Consider the following 16,892-nt stretch of genomic DNA (forward strand, 5'->3'; position numbering starts at 1 on the left):
GCGTCACGCTCCGATGAACGCTTCATGGAACGTGTCGATGCACACGCGCAGCGACAGTTGCGATTGTTCGAGATAACTGACGAGCTTGCTGATCCCATGGTCGTTTTGCGCATGTGCGTCGATCCATTCCGGATCGTCGATGTCGATGTTGTGTTCGGCGTAAGTCTGCGGATCGACCACGCTGTGCAGGGTTTTCGCGGATGCGCCGTTGAAGCCGATGATGAGCCGTTCGCGCTCGGCGATCGTGCCGATGAAGATCGCGAGCTCGAAGTCGGCGCGCGACACGAACGGCGCGACGAGCTCGAGCCAGAACGCGGCGACGAGGCTCCGGTAGAACGGATCGGTCGGCAGCGGCAGCGTGAGCCCGCGCTCGATGTGCGACGTGCCGCTTTGCATCACCGGGCGCAGCAGCGAGCCGAGCGCGAGCATCGCGCCGCGCAGCTTCACCGGGTGCCCGCTCGCGAGCAGCATCTGCTCGAGGCCGTACAGGGTCTGGTGCTCGACGAAATCGTTGAACGTGCCGTCGTGCGCGCTGCCGGGGCCGCCCGTGTCGATCGGAACCTGCGTGTCGCCGAGCGCCTGCAGCGCGCCGGGCGGCTCCTGCGGGCCGAGGAGCGACTGCATCTGCGCGGCGGCGCGCGACCAGAGCCGCGCGAACGCGAGCGGGCTGCGCGCGAGGAACGTGAGCGGCCGCTCGACTTCGAGCGCCGTTGCCGCGAGGAACGGGAAGCGCCGGTTCGACGCGTCGTGACTCGCGATCATGTGGCCCGCGATCGCGAGCCGGCTCTTCGAGCCGAGGAACGCGAAGTGCATCGGCTTCGCGCTTTCGTAGACGATCTTCCAGCGCGGGTCGTCGGCGAGGAGTTCCATCGCGCGCGCGATCCAGTGGTCGAGCGTCTGCAGAAGCTGCGGATTGTGCGCGCTCTTGACGAAGTCGCCGCGCGACGGGATCTTGCCGAAGTACGCGATCTGAGCCTGGACCGTTTGCGTCATTGCGCCCCCTGTGCGTTCGATGCGGAAGCCGCCGCGACGGCGGCCTGCGGCGCCGCGGCCACGACGCCCGGGCCCGGCTGCGCGGCCGCGTTGGGCGCGCCGCCCGCGCTCGCGTCGGCGACCGACGACGGCAGGCGCAGGCCGCGCAGGCTCTGCTGCTGCGGCTGGTCGCCGCCGCCGCCCGTCGGCTGCGACGTGCTGATGATGCGCATCGTCACCGACACGCTGACGTTGCCTTGCGTCCACGTCAGATCGAACGTGCCGTCCGGGCGGCGCTTGCGCTGCGCCGAGTTGATCAGCTTCTCGAGGCCGTAGCGGCCCGGCTCGTTGACGAGCTGCACCGTGCGGCCGTCGAACGTCGTCGCGGACAGCGTCGCGCCGGGCGAGCCCTGCGGGTTCGGCCACACGAAGTTCGTCCATTGCGGCGGCGTGTTGCGGTAGCGCAGCTGCTGGCCGTCGATCGCGATCGTGTACTCGGTCGTGCCGCTGCTCGGCTGCGGCAACACCTGGAACACGGTCTGCGGCTCGGACGACGCGGCGGCGCTTGTTGCCGCGCCGCCCGCGAGCGGTGCGACCCAGCGCGCGAAGCCGTTCGTGAAGTCCGGCGTGAGCGCGAGGCCCATGTCGCCCCAGGTGCGCGCGGACAGCGTGTCGCCGCGGCGCACCGCGAGCGGTCCGAGCGTCGTGCCGACGAACTTCGCGATCGAGCCGTCGGGGCCGAACACCTGCGCGATTTCGCTCGCGCCCGCCTCGACCTTGGCGCCGGCGGCGAACGGATACTTGCTCGCGAGCGAGCCCTGGAACGGCTGGTAGACCTGCGCGTTCCACACCTTGTTCACCTCGACGCTCGCCGGCTGGATCACGACCGCGAACGCCTGCATCAGCGGGCGCACGAGCAGCGGGCGCAGCGACTTGCGTTGCGAATCGGTCAGGCCCGTCAGCATCTGCTCGTCGACGAACTTCAGCGAATCGGCGAGCTCCGAGCCGTTGCCGTCGAGCGTCTGCTGCATCAGCTGGCGCGCGCCGGGGCCGGGGTCGCCCTGGTTCTTGATCACGTTGAAGCGCGTGCGGACCTTCGACAGCGTATCCATGTAACCCTTGAGCATCGACGTGCCGTCGTGCGTGGCGACGATCCGGCCGAGCCCGACGAACTCCTGGCCGATCGGGCCCATCGGCGCGTCGGCGGGATTGCCGTTGATGTCGACGTTCGCCGCGATCTGCCCGCCCGGTTGACGCGTGAACCACTGCTTGACCCAGTTCACGACGCCCGTCTGCGCCTTCTTGATCGTCGCGTTCGCGAGCGACGGGTTGTCCCACGACGTCTGGTCGTACGCGGTCTCGAGCACCTTGCGGATCGGCGAATCCTGCGGGTCGCCGAGCTTGTTCATCGCGTCCACCGCCTGCGTGAAGTTGCCGAAGCCCTGCACCGCGATGCCCTGCATGAACTTCTGCCAGTGCTGCGCGTACTCGGTCTTGTACATCGCCACGAGCGTCTTCTGAATCTGCTCGGGGCTGCCCTCGAGCGTGAGGTCGTCGGCCGTCGCGGTGTTCAGCACCCAGTCCTTCGCTTGCAGTTCCTTCGTCGCGGCGTCGCGGATCGCGGGCTGCACGTACTGGAACCACGCCTCGCGCGTGAACGTGCCGGGAATCGCGTAGCTGCCCGCGACGAGGCCCGTGTTGCCTTCGCCGACGATGCGCGCGATCGTCATCGGCGCGAAGCGGGTCGACGCGCGCGCCTTGATCTCTTCATACACGCGCTGGCGGGCCGGCATGCCGCGCACGACGCGGCGCAGGTTCTCGCGGGTCTGGTCGACGAGCGCGAGGTTCGCCTCGATCATCGGCCAGTCGTTGTCGGACACGCGCGACAGGTAGAACGTGATCATCCGCTCCGCGCTCTTGATCATCTCGTCGCGCGGCATGTTGCCGCGATTCGTCTCGAGCCAGCCGCGCCAGAAGCGCGCGACCTGGTCGGTCAGGTGCGCCTGCTCGACGTGCCGCTTGTCGGACAGCATCAGGTAGGTCTTCAGCGCGTTGTATGCGTCCTCGACGTTGGTCGGCGACGCGTCGTTGTAGAGCCCGCCTTGCTGCCGATTCTGCGCGACGGCGGAGGAGGGCGCCGCGCCCGGCGCGGCGGCGTTCGCCGACACCGCCATCGGGCCCGCCGGTGCCGCCCCCGCTCCCGCCTGAACGGCGCCGGATTCCGGCGCGCGCGTCATCGGCGCGAGCTGGTCCGGATGCGTATTCACGTCCTTCAGGAACGATGCGAGGTTGTCCGACACCGGGTTCAGCAGGATTTGCCGCACGCCGTTGTAGTACTCGGTCAGCAGGTGTTGCTCGAGCCGGTCGCCCTGATACAGGCCGAGCGATACGGACAATGGCTTGTCGCGGCGGAACTGCTCGAGCTGCTCGATCCGGTCTTCGAGAATGTCCATCGCCTGAAGGCGCGATTGCAGATCGTTGCGGTTCTGCTGCAAGCGGGTCACGTTGTCGAGATCGGCCTGCACGTTCGACACGAGCTGCTGGTTGCCGATCGTCGACCACGTCCAGCCGCCGAGCGCGAGCGCGAGCGCCGCGACGAAGCCGAAGAACGTCGCGTAGCGCATGCGCGTCTTCGTCGGGCTCGCGAATTGGCGCACCGTCTGGCGGTCCGCGAAGATCACCTTCGAGAACAGATCGCGCAGGAAGAAGCCGTTCTTCGAGAACGCGCTGTGCGGCTTCGGCAGGCTTTGCGCATCGAGGCCGAAGCGATTCGCGATCCGCTGCGCGGCGGCGCTGTTCGTTTCGCCTTCCTGCAACGCGCTCGTGAAGTAGAAGCCGCGGAAGATCGGCTTGTACTGGAACGGATTGTCCTCGAACAGCGTCGCGAGGAACGAGCGCAGCGCGGGCTTGATCGTCGAGAATTCGAGCGGGAAGCTCAGTTGGCCGGGCGAAAGCTTGTTGCCGCGGCTGAGCGACAGTTGCGCGACGCTGATCTCCTTGAGCCCTTCGTACAGTTCTTCGAAACGCTCGTCGAACAGCGCGACCACGTCGCGCTTCTCGTCGGGCTCGTACGGCAGGGTCGCGCCCCACACGCGGTCGTATTCCTGGCGGTCGCTGCTGCTGAAGAATTCGGTGAAGCCCGTGATCAGATCGGCCTTCGTGAACATCACGTAGACGGGCGCGAACACTTCGAGCTTCTCGGTGAGCTCCTGCACGCGCTGGCGCAGGTTCTTCGCGAGGTTGATCGCGAACTCGGGACGGTTGCCGGTCAGCTCGGCGATGCTCGCCGTCACGATGATCCCGTTGATCGGCGCCTTCGGACGATGGCGCTTCAGCAGATCGAGGAAACCGAGCCATTCGCTGCGGTCTTCCTCGTGCACCGAATAGCGGCCCGCTGTGTCGAGCAGAATGCCTTCCGTCGTGAAGAACCAGTCGCAGTTGCGCGTGCCGCCGATCCCGTGGATCACCGCGCTGTTCTTGTCCGCGAACGGAAACTGCAGCCCCGAATTGATGACGGCGCTGCTCTTGCCGGCGGCCGGATTGCCGATCACGATGTACCACGGCAGCTCGTACAGCGCCGAGCCGCCCGACACCTGGCCGATCTTCGACGTCTTGATCGTCTTCACCGTGTCGGAGAGGCGCAGGCGCAGCACGTCGAGATCGGCCGGCTTCGAGGGCTCGGCCGCGGCGGCGGACACCTTGCCCGTTTCGGCCTGCTGCTCGAGGATGTCGCCGAGCTGGCGGTTCGCGCGGCGCACGCGCGAGCGGCGCCAGAGCTTCGTCGCGAGCCACAGCGCGAGCGCGGCGGCGAACGCGGCGGCCGCCCACACGAAGCCGGTCTGTAGCGCATCGGCCGCGATGAACAGAACCGCCGCGAGCGCGGCGAAGCCGACGATCGTGAGCGTGCGAGGGTGAGTCAACACGTTGAGGAAGCGTTGCATAGGACGTTCAGGTTCCGGTGCGATTCAGATTCAATAAGGCGAATTAGGCGACGACGCGGTCCGCGTGCGCGCGCGGTGGGCGCATGCCGCGGCGACAAGCGTGACGGCTTCGAGTGACGTCACGTTGTCGCGAATGCATGTGGGGAGAGGAAAGGCCGCCGCAGCGAGGCCGGCGACGACGCGTTCGTGCGCGGTGCGATCGTCGGCCGGCGCGCGCCGATCGAATGAATGCAGGATTGTGTTCCTGTCGCGATGTTCGGTTGCCCCATGCCGCCCTCATTATTTCCTGCTCGTCCTTTATCGAGCGGACGAGCGCCCGAGCTTGAAGCCGGGCTTATGGTATTCGACGTGTCCGAGGTCCATCATTTTCCATCGGCCACCCCAGGTCAAGCCAACCTCTTCGGCGACTTGTCCGTACAACTGATAGCCTCGCATGGCCCACGGATCTTTTTCCGAGATGACGAGCTTGCCGTCGCGCAGGAACGCGTTGTCGGCCGCCAGACCGTATTGGTGATAACTCTGGAACGCCGCCGCATTGGTGACGTTGCCGCCCATTTGCGCCAATCGGTTTTGCCGCTCGGGGCTGCGATAGCCTTCGAGCAGCGCCATTTCATAGCCGTATCGCTCGTGCATGATCTTGTAGGCGAGCAACAGGCGCGTTCTGAAATCGGTATCGAGCAAATTCCAATCGCGGCTTGCGTCCTTCAGCGCGGGCCGGACCTGCTCGACCTCGCGAGTGGCGAAGACTTCGGGCGGCAGCGGCAACGGCGGAACGAGCTGCTCGCCTTTTAAAAGCGCGGCAATTTTCTCGTCCGGCGCGCGTAAAGTGTCGTCGTATTGGAATAGTTGCCGACCGCGTAACGCGATAGCAATCAATGGAGGCGTCGCAAGAATACCTGTCGTGGTCGCAATCAGCAAGCGCCGCCGCACTAGTAAATTTTGCATGCCGCTTAAAGTCGAGCGCGACATTTTTGCCGATTGCTCGAGACGCGCGCGCGCACGGGCGGCAAGATCGGATGCGCGCCGGCTGATTCGGCCGTGGAATTGGGCGACCGAATCGAATACCGTTGCGCGCACTGCCGGTAATAACAGCAGCGCAGCGGCGAGGACGGCGACGGCGAAATATGCGACTAGAACGACGGCAATCAAAGAAAACCCCGGAATATGGAATCGATTGTAATTTGCAATGCTTGATCTTAGAATCAGGCCTGCTTCCGCGAAGGCCGGGACAATATTATTGCGGCGAATTAAACCAGGATTCAACGAGACACTGAATGAGCGCGCCGGACGATTCGAATTCGAAAGCCCCGCCTAGCCTGCTTTCCTCCGATGCCGGCAAAGAAAGCGGTGCGAACAACTCGCGTATTCTCGCGAATCTTGAAGGTCGCGTCTCCCCCCAGCCCGAAAACGCATCGCGTTCGCGCAAAGGCCCGATCGCGCTCGTCGCGCTCGCAGTCGTCGCCGTAGCCGGGTGGGGTGCATGGCGATTGCAGCAGTCTTCCACTGAACAAGGCGAAGTCGCGGCCGCCGCGTCGGCGCCCGTGGCGGCGGCCGCGCCAGCGAGCCATGCTGCGACCGCGAGCGTGGCGCAGATCGCGCAGGCATCGGCGCCGCAGCCCGCGACGATCGTCAACGACGACAGCGTCGCGAACGACGTGAAGCCGGCCGCGTCGGCGGCGGGCGAGAGCCGTTTGTCGCGCGCGCTCGCGAACGGCGCATCCGACGTGTCGGCGACCGAGGCCGCCGCAGGAGCGGCCACGGCCGCTGCCGCGATTGCGGCGGTGAAGCCGGCGAAGAGCGCCGAGAAGAGCACGCTGAAGAGCAGCACTGCGAAGCAAGATGCGGCGCACGCGAAGGCGGAGGCCGCGGCGCGCAAGCGTCGCGAGAAAGCGCAGGCCGTCGAAGCCGCGCAGGCGAAGAAGCCGCGACGCGAGGCCGTCGCGAAGAAAAGCGGGAAGAACGGGAAGGACGATCCGGATGCCGATCTGCTCGCCGCGCTCGTCGCGCGAACGAAGCCGGCCGATTCGGCGAAGCCGGCCGCCGACGCGGCGAAATCGAGCGCGAATGCGGCGACGAAAACGGTAGCGGCGGCGACGTCCGCATCGGCCGATGCGTCGCTCGCCGCGCGCGTGAAAGCGTGCGGCGAGCGCGGTTTCTTCGAGGATCAGCTTTGCCGCTGGCGCGTGTGCGAGAACCACTGGGGCAAGGACCCGGCGTGCCCGACCTCCGCGACGCAGAACCGTCAACCGTGATGCGCGCGTGACGTCCGGCGTGCTCGCGGCGACACGCATGTAATGTGCCGCGCGTCAGCCCGGAGCCCTGCGGCGGTTTTTCAATCTTTCGTTTTTCAAGATCGATGCCGAATCGCGGCGCGCGTCGTCGCGCTAGGCGATTCGTTCGGCAATCGTTTCGCCATCCTGATCATGCATGCGGCGGCATCGCGGCCGCGTTCGTTCAATGCGCGGACCACAAGCCGATGCTGCCGAGGCTCGCCGCGAGCTTGAGCCGCGCGGTGCGCCATTTCGATAGCGCCTGCACGCGCTGCTTCTGCGCGTCGGCGAGCGCTGTCTGCGCATTGAGCAGCTCCGTGAACGTGCCGACGCCCGCCTTGTAGCGGCCTCGCGCGATGTCGAGCGAGTGCTGCGCGTCGCCGAGCAGGTCCTTCGAGTTATCGAGATTCGCGGTGTCGGTCTGCAGGCTCTGATAGCTCTTCCACACGTCGAGCGATACGTTCAGCTCAGTGTTCTGCACGTCGGCTTCCTGCGCGTCGGCCTGTGCCTGGGCTGCCTCGACGCGGTAGCCGGACGCGAAACCCTCGAAGAGCGGGATCGTCACCTGTACGCCGATCATGCTGCCGTGACTTCCGGTGGTCTGGATACCGAACTGCTGCTGATATGAAGGACTGTTGCGACTGAGGCTGCCGGTCAACGAGATGGTCGGGCGGCCCTGCGCGCGCGCCGCGTCGACGTTCGCGCGCGCCGCGTCGAGCTTCGCGCGCGCGGCGACCAGCTTCGGGTGCTGCCGCTTCGCTTCGTCGATCAACTGCGCGACGCCTTCCGCGAATTCGTTGCGATTGACGGCCGCCTCGGCGGGCGCGATTTGCAGCGGCGTGTTCGCGTCGAGCCCCATTGCAACGGCGAGCGTGCCTGTTGCGTTCTGCACGTCGCCTTCGGCGCTCACGCGATCGAGCACCGCGCGGCGGTAGCTCGTCTGCGCCTGCAACTGGTCGCTCAGCGTGCCCGCGCCGGCGTCGTGCTTCGCTTTGGATTCGGTGAGACTGTCCTGCGCCGCGCGTTCGATCGTGCGCGCCGCATCGACCGACGCCTGCGCGTCGCGCAGGGTGTAATACGCTTGCGCGGCGTTGAAGAGGATCGTCTGCAGCGTGTCGTCCTGCGTTGCATTGGCGGCGGCGAGCAGCTCGCGTGCTTGCCGCAGCGCCGCGCTGCGCTTGCCGAAATCGAACAGCACCCAGCTCAGGTTCAGCGCGCCGTAGCGGCTCGTTTGGGTTTGCCTTTGCGTATCGCTCGCGGTGATGGAGCCGAAATTCGCTTCATAAGTCGTCGATTGCCAGTTGCGCTGAACGCCGGCCGTTGCGTTCAGTGCCGGCAAATACGCGGCTTCCTTAACGCCGACCTGCGCGGCCTGCGCGCGCGCGTTCGCCCATGCCTGGCGCGCCTGCGGATTCGCGCAGATCGCCTGGAGCATCGCGTCTTCGAGTTCGATCGGACGGTTCGCCAGCTCGGGCTGGCACGTGGCGTTCTTCAGCATCGGCGCGGCGGGCGACGCCGACACGTTCTTTCGGGTTCCATAGATATCGAGCCACTGCGCGTGCGCCGCGTGCGACGCGAAGAGCGCGAATACGCCGGCCGTGACGAGGGTGCGTGCGGATTTCATCGCGATCATCGTCCCGTGACGGGTTGCGTTGCTGCCGGCGCGGGCGCCGCGGCCGGAGCCGATGCCGTCGCCGCAGCGGGTGCCGTGCCCGGAGCGGCCGCCGGCTTCGGCGCCGCGGCGAGCGCGGCCGTCGGCTTGTCGAGCGCGACCTTGCCCGCGTCGAGCATGATCACGCGCGACGCGGACGCGATCGTCTCCGGACGGTGCGCGACGATCACACGCGTCATCTTCAGCGCGCTGACCGCGGCGTTCACCTGCCGTTCGCGCTGCAGATCGAGATGGCTCGTCGCCTCGTCGAGCACGAGAATCTTCGGGCGCTTGTAGAGCGCGCGCGCGAGCAGCACGCGCTGCTTCTGCCCGCCCGACAGCACCGTGCCCATGTCGCCGACGAGCGTGTTGTAGCCCATCGGCATCGCGACGATGTCCGCATGCACGGCGGCGAGCTGCGCGCATTCGGCGACCCACTTCGGATCGGCATCCGGATCGAAGAAGCTGATGTTGTCGGCGATCGAGCCCGCGAACAGCACGTCGTCCTGCAGCACGGTGCCGACGAGCGAGCGCAGCCGGTCGAGGCCGAGGCGCTCGACGTCGACGCCGCCGATCTTGATCTTGCCGCCCGTCGGCTCGAGGATGCCGAGCAGCACGTTGACGAGCGTCGTCTTGCCGCAGCCCGACGCGCCGATCAGCGCGACCGATTCCCCCGGCTCGATCTTCAGCGACACGCCGTCGAGCACGGTCGGCTCGCCTTCGGCGTAGCGGAACATGAGGCTGTCGGCTTCGATGCTGGCGCTGAGATTCTCCGCTTCGCCCGGCACGTGCCGCTCGCCCGCATCGGATTCGCTTTTCGCGAATACGATATCGGAGAGCCGCTCGCCCTGAAGCTGCAGCATCTTCACTTCGAAGAACTTGTCGATCAGGCTGCCGACGCGGCTGTCGAACTGCCCTTTGTATGCGTTGAACGCCATCAGCACGCCGACCGTGAATTCGCCGTCCATCACGAGGCGCGCGCCGAGCCAGATGATGACGAGCCCTTCGATGCCGAACAGCAGGCCGTTCAACTGCTGATACAGCAGTTGCAGTTTCTGCACGTGAAGGCCCGCGTTGATCTGCTCGACGAGCAGCGTGAGCCAGCTCGAACGGCGCTCGGTCTGGCGGTTGAACAGCTTGATCGTCTTCACGCCGCGCACCGTTTCGAGAAAGTGGCTCTGCTGCTTCGCGGTGTGAATGATCTGGTCCTCCGTCGCGCGGCGCAGCGGCCGATACCAGAGCCAGCGCAAGAGCGCATACAGCGCCATCGCGCCGAGCGCGACGAATGCGAGTGTGCGGTTGTAGACGAACATCATCGCGAGCGTGACGATCGTCATCAGCCCGTCGATCACCGCGGACAGGAACGACGTCGTCATCGTCTGCTGGATCGTGTCGATCGAGCCGAAGCGCGAGACGACGTCGCCGAGATGGCGGCGCTCGAAATACTGAACGGGCAGGCTCAGCAGGTGCGTGAAAACGTTGGCGCGCCATTGCACGTTGAGCGTCGTGCCGAGATACATCAGCGCCCACGCGCGGATCGCGCTCGTCGCCTGCTGCATCAGCAGCAACAGGCCGAAGCCGAGCGCGAGCACGGTCAGCAGGTCGCGATCGGCGCTGACGATCACCTCGTCGATCACCCATTGCAGGAAAAACGGCGACACGAGCGTGAACACTTCGAGCGCGATCGCGAGCACGATGATCTGACCGAGCGAGCGCGACAGCCCGGACACGGGGCCGAGCAGTTGGCGCAGCTTCACGGCGGGCGACGCCTCGCGCGGCTTGAAGCTGCCCGTCGGCCACAGCTCGAGCGCGACGCCCGTGAACGAACGCGAGACTTCGTCGAGCGACAGCTTGCGCACGCCCTGCGCCGGATCGTGGATGATCACGTGCTTGCCGCTGACTTCCTTCAGCACCACGAAGTGGTTGAAATTCCAGTGCAGCACGCAGGGCACGCGCAGTTGGCCGAGCTGATCGAGTTCGAGCTTCAGCGCGCGCGTGCCGAGATCGAGGCGCTGCGCGATGTCGATCACGCGGCCGAGGCCCGCGCCTTTGAGCGACACGGGGAAGCGGCTGCGCATCGTCGCGAGGTCGACGTGATGGCCGTGAAAGCCGGCAACCATCGCGAGGCACGCGAGGCCGCATTCGGCGGCTTCGGTCTGCAGGAGCATCGGCAGTTTGCTGCCGACGCCGAACGAGAGACGATCGAGGAGTGACATAGGCTGGGATCGCGTCAGAGTTTGCCGGTCAGGCTGTAAAGAGGCTCGAGCACCCACTCGTACAGACGGCGGCGCTCTTGCAGGACGTCGGCTTGCAGCGCCATGCCGGCTTGCAGCGGCTGCGCTTTACCGTAGGCCGTCACGCTTTGCGACTTCAGCGCGACCGTGATCCGGTAGTACGTGCCGCTCGCCGTTTGCGCGGTGGGGCCGCCGCTCGTCGCGAGCTCGGCCGCCGACAGCGCGGTGCGCGCGATCGACACGACGCTCGCTTCGTACTGGCCGAACTTCTGATACGGGTACGCTTGATAGCGAACGAGCACGCGATCGCCGACATGAATGAAGCCGACCGCGGCGCTCGGCACGAACAGATACGCCTGCCAGTGCGCGTTCGTCGGCACGATGCTCGCGAGCGGGTGCGACGTGTCGGCCGTCTGGCCCGGCTCGGCGATCACCGCGGTCGCGGTGCCCGTTTCCGGTGCGGTGACGACGAACTCGCGCTTCGCTTCGCTTTCGATCAGCGTGCGATCGACGTCGATCACGCTGCGGTCGATTTGCGACAACTGGTTCTGCTGCTTGAGCGACAGCCCCGACATATCGTTGAGCGCTTCCTTCAGCGTCTGCGCGGTGCTCGCGCGATCGCGCATCAGGCTGTTCAGCTTCGAACGCTGATCGAGCAGATCCGCCTGGCGCTGCTGCGCCTGATCCTTCGAGATATAGTCCTGCGCCAGCAGGCCGGCGTAGCGCGACGCCGCATCCGCCGCGATCGACGCGCGCGTGCGTTGCGCGGCAATCTGATCGTCGATGCCCGAGAGTTCCGCGCGCAGGCTCGCGATCTTCGATTGCAGCGTGTCGCGCTCGTCCTGCTGCAGCCTCCTGGTCTTGTCGAGCTCCTGCTGCAGCGATGTCTTGCGTTGCTGCGCCTGTTCGATGAGCGCCGCCTGAGTCTGCCCGGCGGCCGCGCTTTGCAGATCGGTGGACACCGTGTAGAGCACCTGTCCGCGCGTGACGTGCTGCCCCTCGACGACGTTCTTCTTCAACACGACGCCTGTCTGCTGCGCATAGACTTTGACGAGGCCCGTATCCGGCGTGAGCACGCCGTCAACCGTCGTGCGGCGCGTATAGGTGCCGAACGTGAAGAGAAGGATCACGCCGAGCGCCATGCTCGCGGCGGCGGTCGCGAGCACGGCGAACGTCACGGGGCGAATCAGCACGATCTCGCCGAGTGTCTGCGTGCGCTGCGCTTCCTGTGCGGCGGTACGAAAGAGTGGAGTATTGGGCGTCATGAAAGGACTGCCGAAAGTAGCGTGTAGGTCGGCTCGAAGTTGCGTCGCGGCGGCGTCATGCCGCTCGAGCGCCGCGGCAAATGGGCGTGCGTTTCGCGTCGAGTGGGCGGTTGCCGCGCGTGGTGGCTTCGAGTCGTGCTCGAGTCGGGTCGTGCATGTCTAGCTCGTCATGGATGTCGTCACGATCTCGCGGCGAACGAAGCCGCAAAGCGATGCGGTGCTCGGCGTGACATCGGCGAATCGTCCGCAGCGGTCGCTCGCTGAAGCGCGCGGCCCTGGCCTCGGATGCGGGCGATTCGAAATTCGGTGGCGTCGCATCAGAAGTTATCGGAGCGGGGCCGAACAGGAAAGCGCGTTGGCCTACGTTTTGACCATCTTTGAAGTCTTTCCCCCAACGTGCGCGATGATTCGAGCGGATGGGCGATGGGAGGGGCGGGTGCGATTGCCGTTGGCTGCGGATCGCGTGTGCGTTGCGCGTGACGTATCGCGCCGGGCGCGATGTGAGGGCGTTCGGACTGCGTGCCCGGTGACGGGACCGGGCACGCACTAAGCATGACTAATCAAGTGGTCGACGACTGTGAATCGTTCGTCGTCGTCGCTTCGATAGTCGTCGCGTCGAGACGCGATCAGTTGCCCGTCAGCACGCCTTGGATGATGCCGACCGTGCTGGTCAGCGCGCCGGCGATGCCGTCGACCGTGTGCGTCAGGATCGCGCCTGCGCTGTCCGTCAGGTTCCCACCGAAGTTGTAGGCCGACTGACCGAGCAGCAGCACTTCGTTGCCGATGGCGCTGACCAGGTTGGTCAGCAGCGATGCGCCGCCGACCATGGCGATTTCTTGGTGATTGAGTTCTTGCATTGTGAATCTCCGAATGATGTGCAGGTGGCTGGAAAATCCATCGAGCGGCCGAGAGAAGGAGAGAAGTGTCCGTCGGCGCTCAATTGATCATCGGTGCGCCGCTATTACGCGGACGGGCCGGTGATGATGCTCGCGATGTTGGCGAGCGTGCCGCCGACGAGCGTTTCGCCGATCTGGACCACGCCCGTCGCGAAGCCAACGAGATCGTTCGTCAGGTTTGCGCCGAGGTCGTACAGCGCGCCGCCGTAAGCGCCGATCAGGCCCGTGAGGCCGCCGATCAGGCCGCCGCCCACCGTTGCGCCGCCGACGAGATCGATCTCTTGTTGGTTGAGTTCTTGCATTGCTTTTCTCCAAGTAATTGCCAGATGGCCCATCTGGCGGGGCAGATCTGCGACGCCGTTCGTGAAGCGCTGCAAATCAATCCGGTCTTCGACCATCGCTCGTCGCGGCGAGCGGATCGATGCATCGTGCACCGATCCGCTCGCGACGCCCGATGGTCGACTCATCTTCGTATCCGGCGCATCGTCGACGCAGGTCGCGATGCGCCTAACGCCTGACCCACGCTGTCTTCCCATGCCTTCGTCATCAGTCGGCCCCCGAACATGCTCTTGGATGAATAGCAACGTTCGTTCGTCGTCGAGCATTGCAGGTCGATCGTCGACGAACGGCGCCGAGCCGGAGGCAACGCGTATCGACCGGTTGCGACGCGGCCGTCGTGCGGCACGTCGCGCGGGATCGAACGAATGCGGTTGCGCAGGTTCAGCGGATTCGCTACGACACGGCGGCATGTTTCGATGCTCGCGTGGTCGTGGGGCAATTATCAAAGTTCGGTTTGATCTGTTAAGTTCGCTAGCGTACTCATCAACGCGGTGCGCTCGGCGGTTTAATCGTTGTTTAAAGCAGGTCAAAAAACACGATGAACGAGTTCTAACGATCGAACGATTCGAGATTACGCGCGGATGAAGTTGCGAGACCGGCATCGGAGCGTCGAGCGTGCGATCCGTGCGGAGCGGCGTCGCTCGGCATCGCCGCGTGTCAGGGCCGTGACGCGTGCGTAGAGGGGTTATTCGAGCGAGTGACCGATAGGGTGGCAGGGAGATTCGATTCACCCGTCGCAAGAATAATTGTTAAATATTTTAAAATAAGATCGTATTCCGAAAATAGGCGAGCGCCGAGTCGATTCGTATTCGCGCGACGCGCGCATCGGTTTTGTTTCGGCATGCCGCTCGAGCGTCGATTTTGACGAAATGGCGAAGATAAAAAACGGGCCTCCGATCGGAGGCCCGCATGGCGCACATTGCGTCGTGCGCCGCCGCTTCGCGGTTGCCGTCGCCGCGTGCTGCGCGGCGACGGGCGATGCAGGCGGCGACGTTCGCGTTCGGCTTATTGCGTCCGTTGTTGCCGCGGCGTGAACTCGCCCTGGTAACGCAACTGCGGACGTTCCTTCGGCGTCTCGAAGATCGACGGCACTTGACGCAGCTTCATCGCGGCCGGCGAGTTGATCGACGAGATGCTCGTCTCGCGCGACGGCGGCGCGAGATTCGACGCGACGAGCAGCGCGGCCTCGCTCTTCAGGTTCAGGAGCAGCACCGGGTCCGTCGACGCGTTGATTTGCGTGAGGAGTGCGCTCCATGCGGCGTCGCTGTAGTCCGTCACGTAGTAGTCGAACCCGCTCGGATTCGCGACGACGGCCGAGCAGCCGTCGAGGCGGATCTGCGTTTGCGTATCCTTCAGCGCGAGCGTCTTGCGATTGACGAGGCCGTTGCCGTAACCGAGCGTCACGGGAATCGTCCATTGCGCGCCCGGATACTTGTTCTTGTTCGGGAACGGCGACTGCTTGAGCGTCACGACGTTCTGGTTCTTCGTCAGATCGCACTGCGTATCGAGCGTCAGGAGCGGCACGCCGGTCTGACGCACGAAGCTGTCGCCGATCGGCCCGACCTGCTGCCCGCTCGCCGCGGAGAGCGTGTCCCACAGACGCTTCGGCGTGCCGTTGCCGAACGCGTAGTCGTTCAGGTATTGCTGAAGGCCCTTGCGCAGCGTCTCTTCGCCGAGATAGCCCTCGAGCATCTTCAGCACCATGCCGCCCTTGTTATAGACGAACGAACTCGCGCTCACGACGAAATCGTTCGACGCCCAGCCGTTGAAATTCGGCTGAATCGGGAACGCGTCCTGGCTGATGTCCTTGTTGATCACGCGATACTTGGAGCGGATGTGGTCGAGCCAGTTGAACTCGTCCGGGAAGAACTGGATCGTCGTCTTCGTTTCGAAGAAGCGCGCGAACGATTCGTTCAGCCAAACGTCGTCCCACCAGTCGGTCGTCACGAGATCGCCGAACCATTGGTGAGCGACTTCGTGCGTGAGCACCTGGTTGCCGTAGCGCGACATCGGCTTGCCCGGTTCGGGCAGGATGTCGTCGGCGAACTCGAGAATCGAGCCCCAGTTCTCCATGCCGCCGAAATTCAGGCCCTTCTGGTCCTTGAAGGCGTCGTTCGCCGCGACCGTGTCGAACTTCTTGAGCGGCAGCGGGATGCCGGTGTAACGATAGTAGTAATCGAGCGCCTGCTTCGTGCGTTGCATCGCGGGGCGCGCCCATTCGCGCATGCCGGGCGGCGTGAAGATGCGCAGATGCAGGCCGCGGCCGTCAGGCAGCGGGCTCGAGAAGTCGTCTTCGAGCACGTCGAACAGGCCGCCGCCGAAGAACACCAGATATGACGGCATCGGCGGCGTCTTCTCGAACGACACCAGCTTGTAGCCGCCGCCGACGTTCACCGCCGGCAATTCGGCCGCGTTCGACACGACGCGCCAGGCCTGCGGCACCTCGGCCGTCACTTCATAGGTCGGACGGAACGCGGGCTCGTCCCAGCCCGGGAACCATTGGCGCGACAGGTTCGTTTCGCCTTGCGTGAGGATCGCGCCGCTCGTCGTGCCGTCGGTGCTCTTCAGATCGACGCGGAAGATCCCTTCCGCCGCCGAGCAGCCCGGATACGGATCATTGCCGCAGCTGCCGCCCGTGTGGTTGACGGGATCGTCGTACGACTTGAAGTTGATGATCCCTTGCCACTCCATGTGCAGCGAATAGTTGCCCGGGGCGATCTGGCCGCTCGCGGGGCGCAGCTGATAGAAGTCGCCCTTGTCCTGCGGCGTCGCGATCAGTTGCACGTTGCCGGGCTGCAGCGTGATCCTGCCGTTCGCGAACTGGATCCGGTGGCCCGCGACGACGATCGCGTTGACGGGCTTGAGCACCTTGATCTCGACGTCCGCGCGGCCGTTGAACTGGTTCAGGTCCGCGTTCGGGCGGAACCATAGCTTGTAGTTGACGGGCACGACGGTGTCGGGCATTTCGACGGGCTTCGTGCTCTTGTCGACCGCGGCGGCGGGCGCCGTCGCGTTGCCGTTCGCGCTGTTGGCGCCGTTCGACGGGCTGTGCGCGGCGCCGAGCGACACGGCCGAGCCGGTGCCGCCGTCGTCGCCGCCGCAGGCGGCCAGCGCGAGCGCACCGAGCAGGGACAGATATCGCAATCTACGATTGTTTATCCACATACTGAACCTCGAATTGAAAAGATAATCATTCGGTCCTGCATGAATTCGACGGGCAATAGTTCGCCTTCGCCGTCAATCGACAGCGAAATGAATTACCCCGGTTATATTCGGAAAGATTGCTGCGTGCTTACGTGAAAGTAATCATGGTTGGGTGCCCCC

At 65.3% G+C, this 16,892-nt stretch carries 10 protein-coding genes; 1 reads left to right on the forward strand and 9 read right to left on the reverse strand.

Going from position 1 to position 16,892, the window contains the following annotated elements; translation table 11 throughout:
* Positions 1-3: 3 nt before the first annotated feature.
* The 3 genes from tagF to X946_RS09750 form a co-directional block, all read right to left on the reverse strand.
* A complete protein-coding gene (gene tagF / locus X946_RS09740) occupies positions 4-993 on the reverse strand; it encodes a type VI secretion system-associated protein TagF (RefSeq protein WP_038746400.1) in 990 nt (329 codons plus the stop codon).
* Positions 990-4,913, reverse strand: coding sequence for a type VI secretion system membrane subunit TssM (gene tssM / locus X946_RS09745; protein ID WP_038746402.1), 3,924 nt, complete (start codon positions 4,911-4,913; stop codon positions 990-992). Before tssM ends, tagF begins: the two co-directional genes overlap by 4 nt.
* A gap of 297 nt (positions 4,914-5,210) precedes the next feature.
* The gene (locus tag X946_RS09750; RefSeq protein ID WP_038746405.1) at positions 5,211-6,062 is read right to left on the reverse strand and encodes a M15 family metallopeptidase; all 852 of its coding nucleotides are present in this window, start codon (positions 6,060-6,062) and stop codon (positions 5,211-5,213) included.
* A 125-nt stretch (positions 6,063-6,187) separates the two neighbouring features.
* On the opposite strand from X946_RS09750, the gene X946_RS09755 reads away from it, so the two are divergent.
* Positions 6,188-7,165: a hypothetical protein gene (locus X946_RS09755; protein WP_038746408.1), complete on the forward strand. Its 978-nt coding sequence runs from the start codon at positions 6,188-6,190 to the stop codon at positions 7,163-7,165.
* Positions 7,166-7,367: 202 nt separating this feature from the next.
* Here X946_RS09755 and X946_RS09760 read toward each other — a convergent pair whose 3' ends face one another.
* The 6 genes from X946_RS09760 to X946_RS09785 all read right to left on the reverse strand — a co-directional run bounded on the left by X946_RS09760 (position 7,368) and on the right by X946_RS09785 (position 16,733).
* Positions 7,368-8,816 (reverse strand): TolC family protein, encoded by a 1,449-nt coding sequence (locus X946_RS09760; protein WP_038746411.1) that lies wholly within the window; start codon positions 8,814-8,816, stop codon positions 7,368-7,370.
* Positions 8,813-11,050, reverse strand: coding sequence for a peptidase domain-containing ABC transporter (locus X946_RS09765; RefSeq protein WP_038746414.1), 2,238 nt, complete (start codon positions 11,048-11,050; stop codon positions 8,813-8,815). Before X946_RS09765 ends, X946_RS09760 begins: the two co-directional genes overlap by 4 nt.
* A 14-nt stretch (positions 11,051-11,064) precedes the next feature.
* Positions 11,065-12,333, reverse strand: a complete 1,269-nt coding sequence (locus tag X946_RS09770) for an HlyD family secretion protein (protein WP_038746416.1) — start codon at positions 12,331-12,333, stop codon at positions 11,065-11,067.
* A gap of 626 nt (positions 12,334-12,959) precedes the next feature.
* Entirely contained in the window at positions 12,960-13,190 is a 231-nt protein-coding gene (locus tag X946_RS09775; protein WP_038746419.1) for a hypothetical protein, read from the reverse strand.
* A gap of 104 nt (positions 13,191-13,294) precedes the next feature.
* On the reverse strand, positions 13,295-13,531 hold the full coding sequence (locus X946_RS09780; RefSeq protein WP_038746422.1) for a hypothetical protein: 237 nt from the start codon (positions 13,529-13,531) through the stop codon (positions 13,295-13,297).
* Between the two features lie 1,042 nt (positions 13,532-14,573).
* Entirely contained in the window at positions 14,574-16,733 is a 2,160-nt protein-coding gene (locus X946_RS09785; protein ID WP_038746424.1) for a M1 family metallopeptidase, read from the reverse strand.
* Positions 16,734-16,892: the final 159 nt, after the last annotated feature.

This window comes from Burkholderia sp. ABCPW 111 (assembly GCF_000773065.1).
In the GTDB taxonomy this organism is placed as follows: Bacteria; Pseudomonadota; Gammaproteobacteria; order Burkholderiales; family Burkholderiaceae; genus Burkholderia; species Burkholderia savannae.

Coding starts and splice junctions, on each gene's coding strand:
- tagF (WP_038746400.1), bottom strand. CDS start 993: ATGACGCAAACGGTCCAGGCTCAGATCGCGTACTTCGGCAAGATCCCG.
- tssM (WP_038746402.1), bottom strand. CDS start 4,913: ATGCAACGCTTCCTCAACGTGTTGACTCACCCTCGCACGCTCACGATC.
- X946_RS09755 (WP_038746408.1), top strand. CDS start 6,188: ATGAGCGCGCCGGACGATTCGAATTCGAAAGCCCCGCCTAGCCTGCTT.
- X946_RS09760 (WP_038746411.1), bottom strand. CDS start 8,816: ATGATCGCGATGAAATCCGCACGCACCCTCGTCACGGCCGGCGTATTC.
- X946_RS09765 (WP_038746414.1), bottom strand. CDS start 11,050: ATGTCACTCCTCGATCGTCTCTCGTTCGGCGTCGGCAGCAAACTGCCG.
- X946_RS09770 (WP_038746416.1), bottom strand. CDS start 12,333: ATGACGCCCAATACTCCACTCTTTCGTACCGCCGCACAGGAAGCGCAG.
- X946_RS09775 (WP_038746419.1), bottom strand. CDS start 13,190: ATGCAAGAACTCAATCACCAAGAAATCGCCATGGTCGGCGGCGCATCG.
- X946_RS09780 (WP_038746422.1), bottom strand. CDS start 13,531: ATGCAAGAACTCAACCAACAAGAGATCGATCTCGTCGGCGGCGCAACG.
- X946_RS09785 (WP_038746424.1), bottom strand. CDS start 16,733: ATGTGGATAAACAATCGTAGATTGCGATATCTGTCCCTGCTCGGTGCG.